Source organism: Sphingobacterium composti (genome assembly GCF_009829075.1).
Lineage (GTDB): Bacteria > Bacteroidota > Bacteroidia > Sphingobacteriales > Sphingobacteriaceae > Sphingobacterium > Sphingobacterium composti.
In genome coordinates this window covers 53,536-75,105 of sequence record NZ_WUQZ01000012.1, presented here as the reverse complement: position 1 = coordinate 75,105, position 21,570 = coordinate 53,536, and the positions used below count along the sequence as shown (strand labels likewise).

The following is a 21,570-nucleotide window of genomic DNA, read 5'->3' as shown; positions in this document are numbered from 1 at the left end:
AGAAAACTCCAATTTTTTGAGAAAGGTACAATTTTTTGGTAATATTTATATCATATTTTTATTTATATCCTAAAAAAAAACTAAATTTGCTTTATCAAATAGGGGTGCCTTGTTTATCAATAACACAAAAACAGGCTGAGATTATACCCGGTTTAATTCTAAAGAAAGAATTTAAACACACCTGATCTGGATAATGCCAGCGTAGGGAATGGGCGGTTAAATAGAGGTTACTGTAACCCCTTGCAGTAATTAGGTTTAACTCAAAAAAAATAATTTTATTTATGTTTAAGCAATTTTTTGCTACTTCGGCTTTAGCCTTTGCGACGACTGTATGTGTCGCACAACAAAAAGTCACCATTAAAGTTGTAGATGAGAAATCTTCAGCACTCAAAAACGCTACTGTCACTGTAGGAAACACGACAAAGCAAACTGACCTAAACGGTATAGTAGAATTCACCCTAGCCTCCTCAAGCGCGCAAAAGTTGACCATAAAGCACTTGGGATTCAAGGAGTTTGCTACAACCACACATTCTTCACAGACTAATTACAATATTAAACTGGAGGTGAATACCATACAATCCGATGCTGTATTTGTATACGGTACACGTGCGAAAGAGAATTCTGCTACCACATTCAAAAACCTAAACAAAGAGGACATTAAAAAGAATAACCTAGGCCAAGACATCCCTTATCTATTGGATCAAACACCAGGTGTTATCATTGGTTCGGATGCGGGAGCAGGTATCGGGTATACCACTATGCGCATTAGAGGCTCGGACAATAGCCGAATCAATGTCACGCTAAATGGCATTCCACTCAATGATGCAGAAAGCATGGGATCTTTCTTCGTTAATTTACCTGATTTTGCGTCAAACACAGAGAGTATTCAGATTCAACGTGGCATAGGCACTTCAACCAATGGCGCTGGCGCCTTTGGCGCATCGCTCAATTTTCAAACAGATGCTTTGGAAACTAATCCTTACGCCGAACTCAATAATACTTTTGGTTCATTCAACACTTGGAAAAATACAATCAAGGCAGGTACAGGATTAATTTATGACACCTACGCATTTAATGTAAGGCTATCTCGCATTGCTTCGGATGGTTTTGTCAACCCATCGTTTTCCGATATGAAGTCTTTCTATGTAGACGGTGGTATATATACAGATAAACACACTTTAAAAGCTACAGTATTCTCCGGCAAAGAGAAAACCTATCAAGCTTGGAACGGCATACCTGAAGACAAGCTCGAAACTGACAGAAGGTACAACGAATTTACCTACCCAGAACAAACAGACAACTATTGGCAGACGCATTCGCACTTGCACTATACCTACACTATCAATCCCCAATGGACACTCAACACAGCGCTGCACTACACCAGAGGCAAGGGATATTACGAAGAATTCCGAGAGAATGATAAGTTCGAAAACTATGGTCTAGACAGCATCATCATCAAAGATAAAGACGACAATACCGCATCTGTCATCAAGCGTTCTGATCTCGTGCGTCGCAGATGGTTGGACAATCACTTCTATGGTGTCACCTACAATGTGAATTACAAACCAAACAATCAACTAAACTTAACGCTTGGTGGTGCTGCCAACAAATACTTGGGCGATCACTACGGTGAGGTGATTTGGGCTACTTATGCATCGAATTCCAAATTAGGAGACAAATACTACTTCAATGATGCCACTAAAACGGATGTCAATGTGTATTTAAAAACAGATTACAGACTTGACAAGTGGCTTTTCAACGCGGATTTGCAAGTACGCAGTATTCATTATGAAGCACAAGGAAACGACAATAAAGTCAAGAATTTCACCTTCGAGGACGATAATTTGTTCTTCAATCCCAAAGTAGGTACGACCTATTTTATCTCGCCTAATGCCAACGTCTACGCATCTTATGCCTATGCGGGAAAAGAACCTGTGCGTAAAGACTATGTAGAGAATCCGAAGAATGAATTCCCAAAGCCTGAATACATGCAAGACATTGAAGCGGGTTATCGTTATAGTTCAGCAGTCTTCAGCTTAGGAGCCAATATATACGCTATGTTGTACAAAGATCAACTAGTACCTACTGGCACACTCAATGACACAGGTAGCGCTTTGCGTATCAATGTACCGAATAGCCGCCGACTAGGTATTGAGCTTGATGGACTATGGAATATCAGCGATCAATTCTCTTGGGCAGCGACAGCAGCATTGAGCAAAAATACAATTGTCGACTTCGTCGAAATGGTACCTGTACTCGATGACAATTGGGACGCAATCACCGAAGAACCTATTGCACATGGCAATACAGACATCGCTATGTCGCCTTCTACAGTAATATCCAATAATCTGACGTACAAGGCACTACCCAATTTATCTTTCAGTCTATTGAGCAAATATGTATCAAGAATGTACTTAGATAATACATCGACGGAAGCAAGAAGCATCGACCCGTACTTTGTACATCACGCTCGTGCCATCTATTCGTTCAGCGCTTGGGGATTGAAAAATGTGGATTTGAACCTGACGGCGAATAATCTATTCAACGCCAAATACGAAACGGCTGGCTATACTTGGAGACAACGTATGGAGAATTCGACAGCTATCGAACATTACAACTACTACTATCCACAAGCCACCACCAACTTTTTGTTAGGCTTGAATATTAGATTTTAAAATTTAGCTTTCCCCTAAAGTAAAACCCCTTGTGCAATTTGTAGTATTTACAGAAAGGGCAAGGGGTTGTTTATGTTTTGAAATATAATCTTTGAAAATTAATTTTCTTCTTCAAAAGATGTATTTTTAGCACATGCGTGCTGTTATACAACGAGTGACACAGGCTTCGTGCACTGTGGACGGAAACATTACCGGAGCGATAGAGCAAGGACTATTGGTCTTGATAGGCGTGGAAGACGAGGATACACATGAGGATATGGAATGGATGGGCAATAAATTGGTTAATCTCCGGATCTTCTCTGATGAGCAAGGTCTGATGAATAAATCTATTCAGGATATTGAGGGCAATATCTTGTTGATTTCGCAATTCACCTTATTTGCCCAGACGAAAAAAGGTAATAGACCTTCGTTTATCCGTGCAGCGAGACCAGAAAAGGCAAAGCCGATGTACGATGAAATGGCGAAATTTTTAAGCTCATTATTAAATAAAGAAGTACAATTGGGCATTTTTGGCGCCGATATGAAGATAGATTTACGCAATGATGGCCCTGTTACAATTATGATGAATACCAAGGATAAAGATAATTTTTAAGGCATGAGCATAACGATTAAAGAAGCACAAGAGATTGTAGACAAATGGATAACGACGACGGGTGTTCGTTATTTCAATGAGTTAACGAATACGGCTATGCTCATGGAAGAGGTCGGCGAGGTCGCACGTATCATGGCACGTCAATATGGAGAGCAATCCTTTAAGCAATCCGACAAAGAGGTCAACCTCGCGGATGAGATGGCGGATGTGCTTTTTGTCCTGATCTGTCTAGCCAACCAAACGGGCATTGACCTAACAGAAGCGCTACAAAAAAGCTTAGACAAAAAGACCAAACGCGACGCTGATAGACATCAAAATAATAAGAAATTGAGGTAAGAAAGCGGGATTATTTCGTTTCTAATAATTAAATATTATGCCCTCATGCCGGGTAGGGAGATACTTTTTACCTCAAAAAGTATCCAAAAAATCGTCGCTGAATAATTTTGCACAATGGATACCTATGCTTACATATTCAAAAATTTTGTAATGCGATACTTGCGGCAGAACGGGGATATGATGAATTCTATAATTTATAACTGAAACCCGTTTTGTTATTATATAAGGCATTTGATAGTAAGTTAAATTCATCCAACAGCTAAAATAGATTAATCATTGCCCTAAAAATCATTGAATTTGATAATCTATGTGATAGAAATTCTTCCCTCTCTTTAAAACAACTTTACCTATAAACATATCATCTTTTCTAATTTTCAGATTAATAGCTGGATTTTCATAAAAACTGTATTTCTCCAAATATTACCCTTAACACAAAATTACTTAACTATAGACGTTGCAGGTTTTCAATATATTTTAAAATATATAGTCTACTTAATAGGTGGATTATATATATTTGCAGCATTAACAATTTAATACGGAGAAATATGAAGGAAATCTACAACATCAATTTACTCAAAATAAGCGCATTATTAGTATTGACACTACTTACAACACAAGTATTTGCGCAAACGCAAAAGATTACAGGAAAAGTCTATACCAATAGCGAGGCTGTTGCTGGTGCTACAGTACGTACGAATGATGGCATTAGTCAGAGTACGGATGCAAATGGGCAGTTCACGATAGAAACATCGAGTAAGAGTGTGACAATTACGGTATCGTATATTGGCTTTAAGTCCTTGACGAAGTATATATCTGAGGCATTGTCCAACAATAATTCGTTGACGTTTGAATTGGAAGCGACTTCGTTAGATGAGGTGGTGGTTGTCGGTAGTCGCGCAGTACCACGCTCTAATTTGGAGACACCAGCACCAGTAGATGTAATTGACATCAAAAACCTAACTAAGGACGTTGCACAAGTTTCGCTAAATCAGCTGTTGAACTATGTCGCACCATCGTTCAATTCCAATACACAAGTTATATCGGATGGAACAGATCATATTGATCCAGCTTCATTACGCGGTTTAGGACCAGACCAAGTGTTAGTATTGATCAATGGGAAACGCCGCCATACGACTTCAGTAGTGAATATCAACGGTACCTTTGGTAAAGGATCTGTAGGTACTGATCTGAATGCTATACCTACCGCCGTGATAAAACGCATCGAGATACTACGTGATGGCGCAGCAGCGCAATATGGCTCTGATGCAATAGCCGGTGTGATTAATATTATCTTAGAAGATAATGTACAAGAGCTACGTGCATCGGCGACTTATGGTGGATTTGCCTCTAAAAATGCAGCCGATAAATTTGACGGACAGAGCGTACAAGCCAATTTGAACTTTGGATTACCGTTGGGAAATCAAGGTGGTTACATCAACTTTTCGGGATCATATGATTTCCGTGAGCCTACTAATAGACAAAAAGAATTCACAGGAATTATATTTTCAGATTACAACAACCCTACGGACTATCCTACACCTACGGGCGCAAATATTACAGATGCTGAATTAGCCAAAAGAGGATTGACAAGAGGTGATTTCGTATCACGCATAGGTCAAGCACAAACAAGGGGCGGCGCACTATTTTTTAATTCGGCTATACCATTGAGTGAAAATGCTGAAATCTATGCCTTTGGTGGGTTGAACTACCGTAATGGTGAATCTGCAGCTTTCAGAAGACAACCTGCACAGTTGACTCAGAATATTAGTGAGATCTATCCTTTGGGATTTTTGCCCTTGATAGTGACAGATAATTACGACCAGTCCATTGCCGTAGGTATCAAAGGTAAAATAGGTAATTGGAATGCTGATTTCTCCAATTCATTTGGTAAAAATGCAATTGACTTTAAGACAGAGAATTCGTTAAATGCGTCTATGCTGAAGTCTTCACCTACTTCATTTGATGACGGAGGCTACCGTTTTGGACAAAACACAACGAATTTTGATGTTAATAGATTCTTTGATGAAACATTAGCAGGCATCAATGTGGCTTTTGGTTTGGAGCATCGCTATGAAAATTACAAGATAGTAGCAGGAGAGGAAGCATCGTATGCGGATTATGGTAAAGCCATACGCGTCGGTACTGATGGGTCAGGTAATCCAATATTAATACCAAATCTACAGGGCAATGTACAGACAAGATTTGCAGCAAACGGTTCGCCATATGCTTCAGGTGCTCAGGCATTTGGTGGATTCCGTCCTGATAATGCGATTAATGAAACTCGTTCTTCTATAGGCGCATATGGTGATGTAGAAGTAAACTTCACTCCTCGCCTATTATTCACTGGTGCTTTGCGTTTTGAGAATTACTCGGATTTTGGCTCTACGTTGAATTGGAAAATTAGTACACGCTACAAAATCGACGAAAGATTTAACTTCAGAGCAGCAGCAAGTAGTGGTTTTAGAGCACCATCGCTTCACCAGCGTTACTTTAATGCGACCTCCAGTTTGTTTGTAGATGGACAAATTATTAATTCGGGTACATTTACCAATGACAGTCGTCCAGCTCAGTTATTAGGTATTCCGTCATTAAAACAAGAAACATCACTCTCTTATAGTGCTGGTTTGACAGGTAATTTTGGTAAGCTGAAAGCTACGGTAGATGGTTACTATATTCGTATAGATGACCGTATTGTATACACTGGTAATTTCTCAGGATCTAATGCGGCAGGCGCGAGTGACCAAGATAAAGAGATATATGCCTTACTACAAACTGCAAATGCTTCATCAGCACGCTTCTTTGCGAATGCAATCGATACCGAAACAAAGGGTTTAGATGTAGTATTGACCTATAATGAAAATCTAGGTAAAGGAACCTTGCGTACAGATTTGTCAGGAACATTTGTAAAAACAAATATACTAGGCAATGTAAAGGCTTCTGAAAAATTAGCGGGAAAAGAAAACATCTATTTTGATCAAGCATCACGTATTTATTTAGAATCGGCTGTCCCTCGTCAGAAAATTAATCTATCATTCAATTATACGTTGGATAAGTTTAATGTTTTCTTACGTAACGTGTATTTTGGTGAAGTGGAAGGAGCAACGAATGTTGATGCAGACAGACAAACTTTTGGAGCTAAGGTAGTCACAGATTTAAGTTTAGGTTATCAATTAACTAAAAGTTTGAGATGGACTGTCGGCGCAAACAACTTATTTGATGTATATCCAGATAAAGTTCGTGATGGAAGTTCATTACAAGGAGCAGGTTACTTTTTGTATTCGAGAACAGGTCAGCAATTTGGGTTCAATGGGCGATTTGCTTTTACCCGATTAGCACTTACAATTCTATAAAAGATAAACCAAAGGGAAGAAAATATCTTCCCTTTGTTCATTAATAGCAATTTGTGTTTTTTACTTCTAGTACAAAAACAAGATGAAACAGGCTAAGAATAGCATATATTATTTATGATTTATTCTGAATATAATTATCTTTAAGCACAAACAAGCAAACCCTAATTAAAGTATGAAAAACATTATTTATTTTATCATAATTGCATTTCTAAGTCATAGTTGTATTTCTATACAAAGAAGTGAATTACAACCTATCAGTAACACGTATAATAATGGAGCTGTAGTTACAGCGCATCCTTTAGCTTCTAAGGTTGGTGTTGATATTTTGAAAAAAGGCGGTAATGCTGTTGATGCAGCGATAGCAGTGAAATTTGCTTTAGCTGTTGTCTATCCCAACGCAGGGAATCTTGGGGGTGGTGGCTTCATGGTATACCGCAGCAAAACTGGAGAAGTTGCGTCATTAGATTTTCGTGAGAAAGCACCTAGTGCCGCTTTTAAAGACATGTACTTGGATAAGGAGGGCAACCCAATTACAGACTTGAGTTTGTACGGACAGTTGGCTGCAGGCGTACCTGGAGCGGTATCGGGAATGGACGAGGCTTTCAAAAAATATGCAAGCTTATCTTGGAAAGAACTTGTTGCTCCAGCAATAGAATTAGCAGAAAAAGGCTTCCCTATTACAGCTATGCAAGCTCGAGAATTCAACAATTACAAAGCACGTTTTATACAACATAATCCTAATGGTGCAGCCATTATCAAAGATGTTGAATGGAAAGAAGGAGACAACTTTGTGCAACAGGAATTAGCAGAGACACTAAAACGCATTGCAAATGAAGGTCGTGATGGTTTTTATAAAGGTAAAACTGCTGACTATATCGTGGCCGAAATGAAACGTGGCAATGGTATCATCTCACACAAAGATTTAGAAGATTACAAAGCCATTTGGCGTAAGCCAATTGTTGGTGAATACAAAGGGCATAAAATAATTTCTATGCCTCCTCCTTCTAGTGGCGGTATAGCTTTATTGGCTTTATTGCAATCCGTAGAAAAATATCCGTTGGCACAATGGGGTTTTCAATCAGACAGCACTGTACGTGCGATGGTCGAAGCAGAAAGACGCGTGTATGCTGATCGCGCAACACACTTAGGTGATCCAGATTTTTACCGTGTTCCAGTAGAACATTTGACTTCTGCGGCTTACAATCAAAGTAGAATGGCTGATGTTTCACTTGCTAAAGCGACAGATAGCGAAACAATCAAAGCAGGTAAGTTTCCAGGATATGAATCTGAAGAAACTACACATTATAGCATAGTCGACAAAGAAGGAAATGCGGTTTCATTAACAACGACTATCAACGGATCGTATGGATCATTAGTATGGGTAGACGGCGCAGGCTTCTTGTTGAACAATGAAATGGACGATTTCTCCGTAAAACCGGGCACGCCAAATATGTATGGTTTATTAGGCGGCAAAGCCAATTCTGTAGAACCTGGAAAACGTATGTTGTCTGCCATGACACCTACTATTGTGGAGAAAGATGGTAAGTTGAAAATGGTCGTTGGTACACCAGGCGGTTCAACAATTATCACATCCGTATTCCAAACAATATTAAATGTATTGGAGTTTGGCATGACAGCACAAGAATCGGTAAGTGCGCCTAGATTTCATCACCAATGGAAACCTGACCGCATAGACGTAGAAGCAAAAGCTATCGATGAAAAAACGCGCATCAGTTTAGAAAATGACGGTTATAAAATTCATAAAAGAGGAAATATTGGTCGCGTAGAAAATATCATTGTATTACCAAATGGTAAATTACAAGCTGGAGCAGATCATCGTGGTGACGATACAGCCATGGGGTATTAAGTATGATTTTACTTAACGAATTAAGCAACAAAGGGAAGATTAATAGTCTTCCCTTTGTTCTTTTCTAAGAATCTAGGTATCTATCATCTATTTGTTTATTAGCTTTCGCACCTAGAGATTTTAGATTTTCTACTCTGCGCACTACATTACCTGCGCCAGTAGATAGTTTTTTCATGGCTTCATCGTGTTTTTCTGAAGCTTTATTCAAATGAACTTGAATTTGTTGCATATCGGTCAAAAATCCGACAAACTTATCATAAAGCGCACCCGCCTCACGTGCTATTTCTAAAACATTTCGATTCTGACGTTCTTGCTTCCACATCGAAGCAATCGTACGCAATGTCGCCAACAATGTCGAAGGACTAACAATCACCACTCGCCTATCCCAAGCATCCGAAAATAATTCTGGCTTATGCATCACCGCAACACTCAATGCGGATTCTATAGGCATAAAAAGCATGACAAAATCCGGAGAATGAATTCCGTACAAACTGTGGTAGTTCTTAGCAGAAAGTTCCTTCACGTGGTTTTCAATGGACTGCACATGCAATTTTAAATGCAAACTCAATTCTTCTTCGGTTTCTGCATTAATGTAATTATCATAGGCAACTAAAGAAACTTTAGAATCGACAATCAACTGCTTGTCATCTGGTAAATCGATAATCGCATCAGGCTGCAATCGTCGACCATGCTCATCTTGCAAAGAAACTTGCAATCTGTATTCTTGATCTTTTGTTAATCCCGAACGTTCTAAAACGCGTTCTAAAATTACCTCACCCCAATTTCCTTGTTTCTTCGAATCGCCTTTCAAAGCGCGCGTCAAATTATTTGCTTCGTCTTTAATCTGCAAACTTTGTTGCATCAATTGTTCCACGACACCTTTTAAAACATTACGTTCAGCGGATTCTTGGGCATAAGATTTTTCAACTTTCTCTTCGAAAGTTTTAATTTTTTCTTTCAACGGATCCAAGATCACACCCAAATATTGTTGATTCAGCGCTGTAAACTTTTGGGTCTTTTCTTCTAATATCTTATTCGCCAAAACTTGAAACTCATTGTTAAATTGTGCTTTGGTACGCTGAATTTCTTCTTTTTGCTCTTCGAATTTTTCTTGTTGCGCTTGCAAATACGCATTCGTTCCTTCCAAAGTGCGTTCTAAGGCATTGCGCTCATTTTGCTCACGCTCGAGCAGGCGTTTCAGCTCCTCCTTTTCCTGTGCTTGCAACTCAGCAAATTGCTTTACTTTCGCATATTCTATCTCTAACTCTTGCTTGTATTGACTCAGCTTATTGTATTCTGATTTAGAAACTGTTTTTGCTTTTTGCAACGCTAAATAAATGCAAACAACAAGTAATATAACGATTATTCCTATTAAGATAAATTCCATACATCAAAATCTAAGCTTGTAATGTCCTCTTGCCGGACAGGCAGAAACTTTTTTCCGAAAAAAGTAACCAAAAACTAGTCGCTTAAAAATTTTGTGAGGCGACTTTATGCACAAAAAAATAGTTCAACGAATATTTAAATGTATATTTTATAAACAAAAAGAGGTCTGTTCAGACCATCTTTATTATTGTAATTTTTGATGTGTTTTCCACCAAATATCGGGCATTTCGCCAGAAACGGCAAGTTGGTAATCCTCATAACGACATGGCACTAAGTAAAAACGCTCGTTCACGGATTTCGTACCAAAATAAGGCACTTGCATCCACCAACGGTCTGACTTTTTACTTTTCACAAAAACCAATTCGTGCTCTTCATTTTCTAATGGTGTACGGTAAATAATGTAAGCCGATTTCGGAACTAGAGGTGCATCATTTTTACGGTTGTAATAGCCATCCACAAAACACCAAATCATTTGTGAAACTAACATCGCAGTTTGTTCCATAGGATCAAATGTAGGATTGAATTCATAAAAACCGATTGAACTGCATTTATCCGACATACCCGCATATCGCGCCAATTGACACGCTTCATCACCAAATAAACCATTTGGAACCGCATTGGCATTACCAGGAGCTTCGGATGCTCGGATAGCACCGATATCAAAACTAACCATATCCGCAGCTCGAATTATTGGCTCCGCCTGATCCAATTTACCCGCAATCATGCCGACACGTTGTGCATTGAAGTACAGTTTGTCGTACATATTGATGGACTCCTTACTCACTAGATACGTCTGATAAGCAACATTATTCAGGTTGAAAAGATAGTCTGGCTGATGCAAAATCAAATGATTCAGATAGGTCTGCGAATTCAGCGGCATATCTTCCGTATGCTCTTGATCCAAATCAAACTTCGCATCAATAACCGCAACTTCCACACGTTGTTCTAAATCCTGATAACCCCGATATTGCGCATACGTCAAATCTTGACCTCCACCGATAATAATCGGAACGATGTCTTTTTTGATTAATTCCTCCACAACAACTTTCAGAGCTGCATAGGTATCATTGATCGAATCTCCTGCTTTGATATTTCCAAAATCAACAATTTTTGTTTTATAATCGCCTTGGTATAGGTCATACAAATGTTTGCGTACAGCATTAGGTGCTTTCGCGGTTCCTTTGTTATTGATCGAAGCACGATCTTCTTCTACACCTATGATAGCTAAATTTGGTCTATTTTCTTCTTCCTCCCAATTCGGAAATTCATCTTGATAGATTTGAATAACACGTCCAAACTGAGAATTGAGATATTCATCTTTCGAAGAAATATCCGACAAGCTAATGGGTGAGAAAAAATCTGCTAATGACATATTTGGAAATTATTAATAACGAAAAACTATATTTTGGTATATCGCTATGCAAATATGCATTTATTCATCCAAATCATAAAACTTTTAAATGCATTCAAATCATATAAATAACGTATAACTTTTGCATTCCAAAGCCTAAAAATCTATATTTGAATGGCTAAAACATTATATAACAAAGCACGTGATATTAGTAACTGGAGGAACAGGATTTTTAGGGTCAGCGCTCATCAAATTGTTAATTGATCAAGGGCATGCAGTCGTGGCAACAAAGAGGTCATCTTCAAGTATTCCAGATAAATTAAAATCTTCTTCATTGATACAATGGGTGGATGCCGATGTGACGGATTATTTTGCATTGGAGGAGGTATTCAAAGGGATTACGCAAGTTTATCACTGCGCCGCTAAAGTATCTTACCAAAAGGAAGATGCCCCAGAAATGTTTTTGATCAATGTGGAAGGCACTTCACATATTGTAAATTTGTGTTTGGCACACAAAGCTAGACTGCTTCACGTGAGTTCGATAGCAGCATTGGGTACCAGTAAAAACAATAAACCTGTCAACGAACTAGACAAATGGGAATTCAATCCCAAATTATCTAATTACTCCTTATCGAAATACAAATCCGAATTGGAAGTATGGCGTGGGATTAACGAAGGACTGGACGCGGTAATTATTAATCCTTCCGTGATTATGGGTATCGGCTCTTACAAGAAAGGTTCAGGTGCAATATTCGAATTGGTAAACAACGGTATAAAAATATTCACAGGCGGTTCTCTAGGCATTGTAGATGTAGAGGATGTGAGTAAAATCATGGTGCAACTGATGAATTGTGAATCCATATCAGGCGAAAGATTTATTCTGAATTCGGAAAATATCTCGAATAAAGAGTTATTATCGCGTATAGCAAAATTGATAAATAAAAAAGCACCGACCATTCGCGCGAATTCATGGATGCTTTCGCTTGCCTGGCGTGCTGCAAAAGTAGCTTCAATGATTACAGGTAAAAAGCCTGTCATTACCGAAGAATCTACGCATGCAGCTTCCGATCTTTTGTCTTATTCGAATGAAAAGATTGTCTCGACGATTAATTACTCATTCAAACCTTTGAACCGTACGCTAGAAGAAATAGCGAACACATATTATAACAACAAAAAAACACAAACAATCTAAACAGCAGTGAAAAATTATTACATCATTGATTTCGACAGTACGTTCACGCAAGTGGAGGCATTGGACGAGCTGGCTCGTATATCATTAGAAGGTAGTCCAGATCAAGAAAAAGTTTACAAAGAAATCGAACGCTTTACCAACTTAGCGATGGAAGGAAAAATTTCTTTCCGTGAGGCTCTGGCTGGTCGTATTGCTTTATTACGAGCAAATAAAGAGCATTTACAAAAGCTGATTAAGCATTTGAAGAAAAAAGTTTCGAAATCCTTTGACAGAAATCGTGAGTTTTTCAAACAAAATTCGGAGACTGCTTGGATTGTATCCGGTGGTTTCAAAGAGTTCATTATTCCTGTAGTATCACCTTACGGGATTTTGGAAGAAAACATTTACGCCAATACGTTCAAATTTGATGAAAACGGCTACATTGTTGGGTACGACGACACGAATCCGCTTTCGAATGAAGGTGGTAAAGTTCAGCTTTTGAAAGATCTAAACATCCAAGGTACTATTTATGGTATCGGTGATGGCTATTCTGATTTTCAGCTGAAAGAGTCGGGATTGATTGAGAAATTTTTCGCGTTCACAGAGAATATTTCACGCAAAAGTGTTACGGAAAATGCGGATCACGTTACCCCAAGTTTTGACGAATTCTTGTACGTGAATCAATTGCCTTCGGCAATTTCTTACCCAAAGAATCGTATTTTATGTCTGATTGTAGGTGATGTTCCTGAGATTTCAGCGCACATTTTGAAGCGAGATGGTTTCTCTATCCGTGTGAAAGATACTTTTGAAGAAAAATACACCAAAGATGTTGGAATGTTATTGTTAGGTAATGGTGTACAAGTATCAAACGAACAATTGTCTCGAGCGGATAAATTGAAAACTTTGGGTTACTTAGGTGATGTAAAAGGTAATGTAAGCAGAACGTTGTGTACGCAAAAAGGTATTGTAATTTTTGATGATAAAAAAGAGAAACACACCAATGCTGAATTTGTGCCGCGCCGTATGGCTGATTTTATCAACAATGGTGATACAGATCAAAGTCGTAATTTCCCGCATTTGATTTTACCTAAAAAATTAAAAGGTCACCGTTTATTACATATTCACAAAAATGTACCAGGCATCTTAGCACGTATCAATAATATTTATGCGGATAATCAAATCAACATATTATCGCAATTTTTGATGACACGTGGTGATTTAGGTTATGTGGTTACAGATATTGATTCGAATTATGATAAAAAACTAATCACACAGCTCAAGAAGATCGAAAATACAATCAAATTTAGAATATTATACAAACAATAATACGTGAAGGCTTTCCATCGAAAGCCTTTCTTATTTAAGAAGAATTAATTTCGTATTTTGAGCATCAAATTATAGACTATGAAAAGACTTCTTACTTTGATGTTTACTTTAATTTGTGCTTCATCCTTCGCACAATTTAAAGAAATTGCCGATCCGAAAAAACATTTAGCTGATCTCCGAGCATGGGAGAAACTTGATAATGAAATTAAATTCTCATTTATTGATCCTGATTTCAGTGTATCTAAACACAACGTTCCTACAAAAGAAATAAACAAAACTTGGAAAGCAGAGGCGTGGGCAGGTGAAACCGTGAATACACAACTTGCTGTTTGGACTAAGGATATAAAATTTGACAACTCTGTTTTAAAACTTTCAGTTTCAGATCTTAAATCAAACAAAAATCGCATTACCAAAAATAATATTCAATTCGCTCCCATCGCATATGTAATCAGTGATGATCCTTCCAAATTAAAATCGGCTTGTGGTATCAACGTGATTTTAGATTCTACAGTAGTGGCCGACCGTATTTTAAATTCAACTACTTTTACTTTCAATTCGAAGGAATCAAGACCATTGTGGTTGAGTGTAACAGTTCCGCAGGATGCTAAACCTGGAATTTATAAGGGAGAAGTGAACGTGAAAATAAAATCTAGCAATCAAACCAAAGAGCTTACATTGTCTTTTAATATCAATGTTTCAAAACATAAATTAGCCGCAGCAAAAGATTGGGATTTCCACCTAGATTTATGGCAAAACCCATATTCTTCTGCACGATATTACAATTTAGAAGTGTTTTCGGAAGCACATCTGAAAAAGATTCGCCCTTCAATGGAACGCTTAGCAAATGCGGGGCAAAAGAACATTACCACTACTTTGATCTATGATCCTTGGAATAGCCAAACTTTTGACAAATATGATGCGATGATTCGTTGGACCAAGAAAACAGATGGATCTTGGCATTACGATTATACTTTATTTGACCGATGGGTGGAATATATGCATGAGGTAGGCGTATCGGATTACATCAATTGTTACAGCATGATTCCGTGGAACTTGTCTTTTTATTACTTTGATGAGGCAACACAACAAAGACAAGTCTTAAAAGCAAAACCAGGCGAAAAAACATACGAAGATCATTGGTATCCTTTCTTAAAAGATTTTGCAGCGCACTTAAAGAAAAAAGGTTGGTTTAAAAAAACTACTATTGCAATGGATGAGCGTCCGATGAAAGATATGCAAGCCGCTATTGGAATTATCAAAAAAGCAGATCCAAACTTTCAAATCTCACTGGCAGGCTACTACCATCCTGAATTATCGGACGATATAATAGACTACGCAATTCCATTTTACGATACGATGGCAGAAGATATTTTGGCTTCGCGCAAAGCGAAGGGTTACAAGACGACAGCTTACACCTGTTGTACTGAAATATTCCCAAATACGTTCACAAGTTCGGGGTATCATGAGCCAATTTATATGATTGTAAATACCATTCAACGTGGTTTTGATGGATATTTGCGCTGGGCTTACGACTGTTGGAATAGAAATCCACTTGAAGATACCCGTTTTGGCTCATGGGCTGCAGGTGATACTTATTTGGTGTATCCTGAAAACGAAACAAGTATTCGTTTTGAGAAACTTAGAGAAGGGATTCAATTAGTAGAAAAGATTAAATCTTTACGCCAAATACTTATAAATAAGGGTAAGTTAGCAGAATTACAAAAGCTGGCAAAAGAGATAGAAATATTTAGTAATAAAAATATTAATCGAGATTTGATTCCTGAGCAGGTCAAATCCTTAAAAAAATTAGTAAATTCACACTAAATATATAAAGGGAAAAATGAAAAAAACTATTTTATCAATAGCTACGGTAGCATTAATGTTCATAGGAACTGAAATGAGCCAAGCTCAGGTACAATTACCTCCTGCAAGTAGTACCACCACAATTATTCAGGGGCTAGGTATCAAGAACATAATTTTGTCTTACCAACGTCCGAACATAAAAGATCGTAAAATATTTGGTGGATTAGTGCCATACAATGAAGTGTGGCGTACAGGTGCAAATAATATACCTACACTGACATTGGATGAAGAAGTGAATATTGAAGGTAATATCGTTCCTGCTGGCACATATGGTATTTTCACAATACCTACACCAACAGACTGGACAATAATTTTGAGTAAAAACCCTAAACAATGGGGGGCATACCAATACAATCAAGCAGATGATTTCTTGCGCTTCAAAGTAAAGTCTCAGAAATTAGCGAGTAAAGTAGAGACTTTTACTATTTCTTTTGATAATGTTACTACTAATTCAACTCAAGTAAGTTTAGCTTGGGAAAACACAAAAGTAGCATTTAACATCAAGACAGATCAGTCTAAAGAAATAATGGCAAGTATTGACCAAGCTATGCAAGGTGAGAAAAAACCATATTTCCAAGCCGCTCAATATTATTTTAACAACAATTTGGATATAAAGAAAGCTGCTGAATGGGTGAAATTAGCGGATGAAGGAAATACTAGTGCTGCACATATTAAATATTGGAAATCTCGCATCTTAGCAAAAGCAGGTGATAAAGCTGAAGCTAGAAAAGCCGCTCAAGAAGGTATTGACATGGCTAAAAAAGCCAACAATGGCGAATACATTAAATTGAATACTGAAGCTTTGAATGCGGTAAAGTAATTAATTTAAACGTCTATTTGACAAAAAATTAAAAGAGAAGCTTCATCTTAATAAAGACGAAGCTTCTCTTTTAATGCATTATACAGCACTTCTACAGGATGTACAGCGGTTTCTTTCGTTCCGTCCTGAATCTGGTGTCGACAGCTACCTCCAGTAGCAACCACAATAGTTTGTTGACTTTTAGCCCTTACTTTTGGAAAAAGCACTAATTCGCCAATTTTCATGGAGACATCATAATGTTCTTTCTCGTATCCAAAAGCTCCCGCCATACCGCAACAGCCTGATGGAATGATTTCTACTTGATGACTTACTGGAAAGGCTAATAAACTCGCGGTACATTGCTGCAATTTCCAAGCCTTTTGCTGGCAGTGTGTATGCAATAATATGTCTTGTTGTCGATCGACAAAAGAATCACTTTTAATATTTCCTTTTTCAATTTCCTTCCACAAAAACTCTTCTATGACCATCGCAAAAGGTGCGATACGTTGTGCCTCTTGCTCCAATTCTTCATCAACCAGATCCACATACTCATCTCTAAAGCACAAAATAGCCGAAGGCTCTACCCCTACTAACGCTATTTCATCGGTCAAGCGTGAAGAGAAGATACGCACATTTCTATTTGCAAGTTTACGTGCTTCTCGCAACATGCCCTTAGAAATTAGTGCTCTACCACTAAATGCATGATCTATTACTAACACTTCATACCCCAACCCTTCCAGCAACAGAATTGATTTTTTCCCCAGTTCCACATCATTATAGTTTGTAAATTCATCGCAATAGAAATATACTTGCTTAATTGATTTTTTATCTTTCCACAATGGCTTCTCGCGATTTATAAACCACTTCCGCAATGACGTTGGAGCTATTTGAGGAATATTTCTTCTATAATCAAAGCCTAATATATCCTTTACTAGCTTAGCTGTAAACTTATTTGACGTTCCCCAATTGTACAGATTTGGAATATAAGCCATCAAAGCGGTCAATTGATCTACCATACCGACAATCCTAGTGCGTAAGGGCAATCCATTAGCATCATGATAAGCTTGTAGAAAATCTGCTTTCACCTTAGCCATGTCTACACTAGAAGGACATTCAATTTTACAACCTTTACAACTCAAGCACAAATCCATGACTTCCTTAATTTCAGGATGATCAAAAGGATTATCTTTAGTCGAATTTGTTAAGAATTCGCGTAAGATATTTGCTCGGGCACGTGTTGTATCATGTTCATTTCTAGTCGCCATATACGAAGGACACATTGTGCCATTTGACAGTTCCGTCTTGCGACAATCACCTGAGCCATTACATTGTTCCACGTGATGGAGAATATTTTGACCTTTGTATCGAAAAGTAGAGAGAATATTACGCGTAGCAACTCCTGGTTGATAACGCAGAAAAGTATTCATTACTGGTGTATCTACGATTTTGCCAGGATTAAAAATACCGTTTGGATCCCAAGTATTCTTAATATCTCTCAATAACTGGTAATTATGCTCCCCAATCATATAAGCTATAAATTCACCGCGCAAACGCCCATCCCCATGTTCACCGCTAAGCGATCCTCTATATTTCTTGACAAGTGTGGCAATCTCAAAAGCGATTTTACGAAACAGTTCATTCCCTTCTTTCGTTTTTAAATCAATAATTGGACGCAAATGTAATTCACCAGTAGCCGCATGGGCATAATGCACCGAATACAAATTATATTTTGCTAAAATCTGGTTGAATTCAGCGATGTAAGCTGGCAAATCTTTTACATCGACTGCCGTATCCTCAATTACAGCAACAGGTTTAGCGTCTGTAGGCGTGTTACTCAACAAACCAAGTCCAGCTTTACGCAAATCCCAAACTTTCTTTTTATCCGCACCCACTATTAATGGAAAATAATACCCAAATCCTGCGGTACGCATATCTGCCTCTACATTTGCTACTTTTTGTTGTAGCTCTGCTTCTGTTTCGCCATCATATTCGATAATCAGAATGGCTTTAGGATTTCCTTTGACAAAAAATCGATTTTGCTGTTGTTCTAGATTATTCTCGGTACAAGCTAAAATATAATCATCCATCAACTCACTAACCAAAGGTTGATGTTTTAAAGCAATTAAATTTGCTTTCAATGCATCATCCAGTGAGGCAAAATGCACACAAAGTAATCCGGTCGGCCACTTTGCGAGCGGACTGACATTCAACTTAATAGAAGTAATAAACAATAACGTTCCTTCTGAACCACAAATTAATTTAGAAAAATTAAATCTCGCCCCATCCGTGCTAAACGGATCTGTTTCTAGAAGTAAGTCAATCGCATAACCTGTGTTACGTCGTTCTATTGATTTCTTTGGAAATTCCTTTCGTATCTCTTCTTGATTTCGGTAATCCGATAATAAAGATCGTATATGTTTATATATCTTACCTTCCAAATTAGGAAGTTCACATTTGGCAATAAATTCTTCAAAAGTCACGTCAGAAAACGTCACTTTAGTACCATCCGAGAGATAACCTTCTACCTCAAGCGTGTGCTCGCGGGTACTTTTATAAATCAAAGAATTCGATCCACAAGAATTATTTCCGACCATCCCACCTATCATGGCACGATTGGCAGTAGAAGTTTCTGGACCAAAATACAAATCATACGATCGCAAAAACATATTCAACTCATCGCGAATCACTCCAGGTTGTACTTTCACCCAATTTTCTTCTTTGTTGAGTTCTAATATTTTCGTGAAATGTTTGGAAACATCTACTACAATTCCATTTCCTACTACTTGCCCCGCAAGAGAAGTTCCTGCTGTACGTGGAATTAAGGAAGTTTTATTTTTACTTGCAAAAGAAATTAATTTTTGAATATCATCCTCGGATTTGGGTATAGCTACGGCCAATGGTATTTCGCGATAAGCAGAAGCGTCTGTTGCATACAACATGCGCATTTTCTCATCGAAAAAAAGATCGCCCGAGAGCGATTCTTTTAATTCCTGCAACTTCTCTTCCACTGCTACGAACCTTTTATTTGTGTTGTATATGTACTTTCAAAAATTTTGTCTGCATTGTTCGTTTCAAAACCGTCACGACGATGTCTAGACTTGATTTCATCCTTTGGCAAATCTTTATATTCAGGCAAAATTGATCGTTCTGCAAACTCCACATAACTACCTGCTATTTCTAAGCTTTTACCATCCGAAAATGTAGCTTCATATAAAGCAGAAACCGTACTACTTTGACGAAGCAATTTGTCATCACTGGTTTTAATTACTCCACCTGAATTGTTCAACTTCACACCAATACTTAGCAGAAATCCGTTAAATTCTTCCAACGTATTGTAGCCATCTTTTAATTCATGAATACTAATCGTATAATGATTTAAGTAATAACGGTTGTAAATTACCCAAGCGGCATACTCGCTCTCATTTAATAAAGTTTGGTATTCTTCTGAAGTCGGCAATTCCCATAATGGTTTTTGCAAAAATGCTGCTGCTTCTTGACCATTTGTCAAATCCAATTCATCAACGGGATCTGAAGTAATCGGAGATGTATATTTATAAATAATATCTTGCGCCTCTTGACTCAATTCCCGTACACGTAGCTCCGATACGAAAATACGTGGGTAGCCTTCCGCTGGAGGAGAAAACCAATAAGCGTCTAATTTTTTTCCTTCAAAATAATAATAGTCACGCTTTACATATCCATAAGTAAGGAATATCTTCTCAAAAGAAGCAATTCCAAGATTGGGAACACCAAGTGTACGAAATGCAATATGATCATTCACGATATCATCTTGAGATTCTACTACACCTTTTTCTAATAAAGCTTTTGTGATTTTATCTACGTCTGCGACATTCTTGCGATAGTGTTCGAACAAATCATTCAAAACAACATCTAATGGATTATTCTCTTCAAAATGCATGACACCAAAATTTATGTTTATATTAAGGTAAATTTAATAAATACATTTTGATTTTTACACGGCAAAATTTTTAATATTTAGAATAATATTCTGAAAAACACAATCTTTGCTAAATTTACTTCACAGAAATCATAATTCATCCTTCAACAATTGTTCTAATTCATCCGCACTTAAATTCATGTTGATATTACCATCCTTTGCAAAAGAAATTTCTCCTGTTTCTTCCGAAACAATGACAGCAACAGCTTCAGAAACCTCCGTCACTCCAATCGCCGCACGGTGACGTAATCCAAATTGCGGTGGCAAATCTTCACTATCAGACAGTGGCAACACACTACTCGCTGTCATTACACGAAAATCCACAATTATGACAGCACCATCGTGTAAAGGACTATTTTTGAAAAATATGCTTTCTAATAAACGTTTAGATAATGGCGCATCAATATATTCGCCACTTGATTGGTAGTACTCTTCATCAAAATAGCGAGAGAACACGAGCAAAGCACCTGTTTTAGCTTTTGCCATACTCCGACATGCATCTACAATAATTTTGATTTCCTCAGAATGATCTTCGTTAGCAGTTCGTTTATTACCAATAAAACTTAGGAAAAATTTCTTTCTGCGTATAGAAATATTCTTACCGATATGTAATAAGAACCGTCGTATTTCCTGTTGAAACACGACTATAAGTGCAATGGAGCCAACAGATATAAAACCACCAAAAATTTCGGTCAGTAAACGCATTTCTAATTGTTTTACGACTAAATAAATACCATAAAACAGGCCTACACCCACTAAAATATTAACCGCTATAGTACCCTTTATAAGACTGTAAACATAATATATGATTACTGCGACCAAAAGAATATCAATAATATCTAGTAACCGAAAACCGTCTAAAATATTGAAGCTTAATCCGTCCATTTAATATGCAA

Annotated in this window: 14 protein-coding genes; 9 read left to right on the top strand and 5 right to left on the bottom strand. The window is 37.7% G+C overall.

What is annotated here, in order from left to right; genetic code table 11:
• The first annotated feature begins 281 nt into the window (after positions 1-281).
• The 5 genes from GOQ17_RS09570 to ggt all read left to right on the top strand — a co-directional run bounded on the left by GOQ17_RS09570 (position 282) and on the right by ggt (position 8,820).
• Positions 282-2,675: a TonB-dependent receptor gene (locus GOQ17_RS09570; RefSeq protein WP_159637125.1), complete on the top strand. Its 2,394-nt coding sequence runs from the start codon at positions 282-284 to the stop codon at positions 2,673-2,675.
• Between the two features lie 133 nt (positions 2,676-2,808).
• Entirely contained in the window at positions 2,809-3,267 is a 459-nt protein-coding gene (gene dtd, locus GOQ17_RS09565) for a D-aminoacyl-tRNA deacylase (RefSeq protein WP_159637124.1), read from the top strand.
• A gap of 9 nt (positions 3,268-3,276) precedes the next feature.
• Positions 3,277-3,603, top strand: coding sequence for a nucleotide pyrophosphohydrolase (locus tag GOQ17_RS09560; protein WP_159637144.1), 327 nt, complete (start codon positions 3,277-3,279; stop codon positions 3,601-3,603).
• A gap of 545 nt (positions 3,604-4,148) precedes the next feature.
• Positions 4,149-6,953 carry a TonB-dependent receptor gene (locus tag GOQ17_RS09555; protein ID WP_159637123.1) on the top strand — a complete coding sequence of 935 codons (2,805 nt, stop codon included), beginning with the start codon at positions 4,149-4,151 and terminating at the stop codon, positions 6,951-6,953.
• 172 nt (positions 6,954-7,125) lie between these two features.
• On the top strand, positions 7,126-8,820 hold the full coding sequence (ggt, locus tag GOQ17_RS09550; protein WP_159637122.1) for a gamma-glutamyltransferase: 1,695 nt from the start codon (positions 7,126-7,128) through the stop codon (positions 8,818-8,820).
• Positions 8,821-8,884: 64 nt separating this feature from the next.
• Here the strand turns inward: ggt and GOQ17_RS09545 are convergent, their stop codons facing one another.
• Both GOQ17_RS09545 and GOQ17_RS09540 read right to left on the bottom strand, forming a co-directional pair.
• Positions 8,885-10,207 (bottom strand): DNA recombination protein RmuC, encoded by a 1,323-nt coding sequence (locus GOQ17_RS09545; RefSeq protein WP_159637120.1) that lies wholly within the window; start codon positions 10,205-10,207, stop codon positions 8,885-8,887.
• 183 nt (positions 10,208-10,390) lie between these two features.
• The gene (locus GOQ17_RS09540) at positions 10,391-11,578 is read right to left on the bottom strand and encodes a formimidoylglutamase (protein ID WP_159637119.1); all 1,188 of its coding nucleotides are present in this window, start codon (positions 11,576-11,578) and stop codon (positions 10,391-10,393) included.
• Between the two features lie 181 nt (positions 11,579-11,759).
• On the opposite strand from GOQ17_RS09540, the gene GOQ17_RS09535 reads away from it, so the two are divergent.
• From GOQ17_RS09535 to GOQ17_RS09520, 4 genes are all read left to right on the top strand, one after another.
• Positions 11,760-12,749 (top strand): NAD-dependent epimerase/dehydratase family protein, encoded by a 990-nt coding sequence (locus GOQ17_RS09535; protein WP_159637118.1) that lies wholly within the window; start codon positions 11,760-11,762, stop codon positions 12,747-12,749.
• Between the two features lie 6 nt (positions 12,750-12,755).
• The gene (locus GOQ17_RS09530; RefSeq protein ID WP_159637117.1) at positions 12,756-14,054 is read left to right on the top strand and encodes an HAD-IB family phosphatase; all 1,299 of its coding nucleotides are present in this window, start codon (positions 12,756-12,758) and stop codon (positions 14,052-14,054) included.
• Between the two features lie 78 nt (positions 14,055-14,132).
• Positions 14,133-15,878, top strand: a complete 1,746-nt coding sequence (locus tag GOQ17_RS09525) for a glycoside hydrolase domain-containing protein (protein ID WP_159637116.1) — start codon at positions 14,133-14,135, stop codon at positions 15,876-15,878.
• Between the two features lie 16 nt (positions 15,879-15,894).
• The gene (locus GOQ17_RS09520) at positions 15,895-16,737 is read left to right on the top strand and encodes a DUF2911 domain-containing protein (protein WP_159637114.1); all 843 of its coding nucleotides are present in this window, start codon (positions 15,895-15,897) and stop codon (positions 16,735-16,737) included.
• A 47-nt stretch (positions 16,738-16,784) separates the two neighbouring features.
• Here the strand turns inward: GOQ17_RS09520 and GOQ17_RS09515 are convergent, their stop codons facing one another.
• The 3 genes from GOQ17_RS09515 to cdaA form a co-directional block, all read right to left on the bottom strand.
• Positions 16,785-19,724: an FAD-binding and (Fe-S)-binding domain-containing protein gene (locus GOQ17_RS09515; RefSeq protein WP_159637113.1), complete on the bottom strand. Its 2,940-nt coding sequence runs from the start codon at positions 19,722-19,724 to the stop codon at positions 16,785-16,787.
• Between the two features lie 2 nt (positions 19,725-19,726).
• Positions 19,727-20,635, bottom strand: coding sequence for a DUF1338 domain-containing protein (locus GOQ17_RS09510; RefSeq protein WP_159637111.1), 909 nt, complete (start codon positions 20,633-20,635; stop codon positions 19,727-19,729).
• Between the two features lie 129 nt (positions 20,636-20,764).
• Positions 20,765-21,559 (bottom strand): diadenylate cyclase CdaA, encoded by a 795-nt coding sequence (cdaA, locus tag GOQ17_RS09505; protein ID WP_159637110.1) that lies wholly within the window; start codon positions 21,557-21,559, stop codon positions 20,765-20,767.
• Positions 21,560-21,570: the final 11 nt, after the last annotated feature.